1 protein-coding gene is annotated in these 1,951 nt (G+C 59.5%); it reads right to left on the reverse strand.

All coding sequences use genetic code 11. The features are described 5' to 3' along the window. On the reverse strand, positions 1-1,951 hold a 1,951-nt coding region (gene rpoB, locus ACN0SO_RS27050), incomplete at both ends, for a DNA-directed RNA polymerase subunit beta (protein ID WP_417682956.1).

A 1,951-nucleotide genomic window follows, 5' to 3' on the forward strand; every position in this document is an offset into this window, starting at 1 on the left:
GCTGCCTGTTCTTCCTCAAGCTGTGGCTGGTCGGTACGCTGAAGTTCAACGTTCAGACCCAGAGACCTCATTTCCTTCACAAGCACGTTGAAGCTTTCCGGAATGCCGGCTTCGAAGGTGTCGTCGCCGCGAACGATGGCCTCATAGACCTTCGTACGGCCGGCAACGTCATCCGACTTGACCGTGAGCATTTCCTGCAGCGTGTAGGCTGCACCGTAAGCTTCAAGAGCCCAGACCTCCATTTCACCGAAGCGCTGGCCACCGAACTGCGCCTTACCACCCAGCGGCTGCTGGGTAACGAGCGAGTATGGACCGATCGAACGGGCATGGATCTTGTCGTCGACCAGGTGGTGGAGCTTCAGCATGTAGATGTAGCCCACGGTCACCTGGCGGTCGAACTCTTCACCGGTACGTCCGTCATAGAGGGTCGACTGACCCGACGGCTTGAGACCTGCGATGTTCAGAGCATCGACGACATCCGGCTCGCGCGCACCGTCAAATACCGGTGTTGCGATGGAGACGCCCTTCTTGAGCTGCTCGGCCAGGCGCACGACGCTTTCATCGTCGTAGTCCTTGACGTTGTCGCCCTTCAGGTTGTCACCGTAGATCTCGACGATCTTGCCGCGCAGCTGATCGACCTCACCCGACTTGCGGTACTGGTCGTACAGCTCGCCGATACGCTTGCCCATGCCGGCACAGGCCCAGCCAAGGTGCGTTTCGAGGATCTGACCGACGTTCATGCGCGAGGGAACGCCGAGCGGGTTCAGCACGATGTCGACGTGGGTTCCGTCTTCCAGGAACGGCATGTCTTCACAAGGATTGATCTTGGAGACCACACCCTTGTTACCGTGACGGCCGGCCATCTTGTCACCCGGCTGAAGCTTGCGCTTCACGGCGACGAAGACCTTGACCATCTTCATGACGCCCGGCGGCAGTTCATCACCGCGCTGTAGCTTCTCGACCTTGTCGATGAAACGCTGCTCTAGACGCTTGCGGCTGTCGTCGTACTGACCGCGCAGGGCTTCGATCTCGCTCATGAACTTTTCGTCGTCCACGGCGAACTGCCACCACTGCGAGCGCGGGAATTCATTCAGGAGTTCACCATCCTGGGTGCTGTCCTTCTTGAAGCCCTTCGGACCACCGATTGCGGCCTTGCCCAGCAGCATCTCGGCCAGACGGCCATAGACGTTACGATCGAGGATCGCCTGTTCGTCGTCACGGTCTTTGGCGAGACGTTCGATTTCCTCACGCTCGATAGCCATCGCGCGCTCGTCTTTTTCCACCCCGTGGCGGTTGAAGACGCGCACTTCGACGACAGTACCGGCAACCCCCGGCGGCAGGCGCAGGGAGGTGTCGCGAACGTCGGAAGCCTTTTCACCGAAGATGGCGCGCAGAAGCTTTTCTTCCGGCGTCATCGGGCTTTCGCCCTTCGGAGTGATCTTGCCGACCAGGATATCGCCCGGATGCACTTCCGCACCGATGTAGACGATACCGGCTTCGTCGAGGTTCTTCAGAGCCTCTTCGGAGACGTTCGGGATATCGCGCGTGATTTCTTCCGGACCAAGCTTCGTGTCGCGGGCCATCACTTCGAACTCTTCCAGATGGATCGAAGTGAAGACGTCGTCGGAAACGATGCGTTCGGACAGAAGGATGGAATCCTCGAAGTTGTAACCGTTCCACGGCATGAACGCGACAAGCACGTTACGGCCGAGAGCCAGATCGCCGAGGTCGGTCGACGGACCGTCCGCGATGATGTCGCCCTTGTGAACCACGTCACCGACACGAACAAGCGGACGCTGGTTGATGCAGGTGTTCTGGTTGGAACGCTGGAACTTCATCAGGCGATAGATATCGACGCCCGACTTGCCCGGATCCAGGTCTTCCGTTGCACGGATAACGATACGGGTCGCATCGACCTGATCGATCACGCCGGTCCGGCGTGCGGCAATCG

Source organism: Roseibium sp. (assembly GCF_048260565.1).
Classification (GTDB): Bacteria; Pseudomonadota; Alphaproteobacteria; order Rhizobiales; family Stappiaceae; genus Roseibium.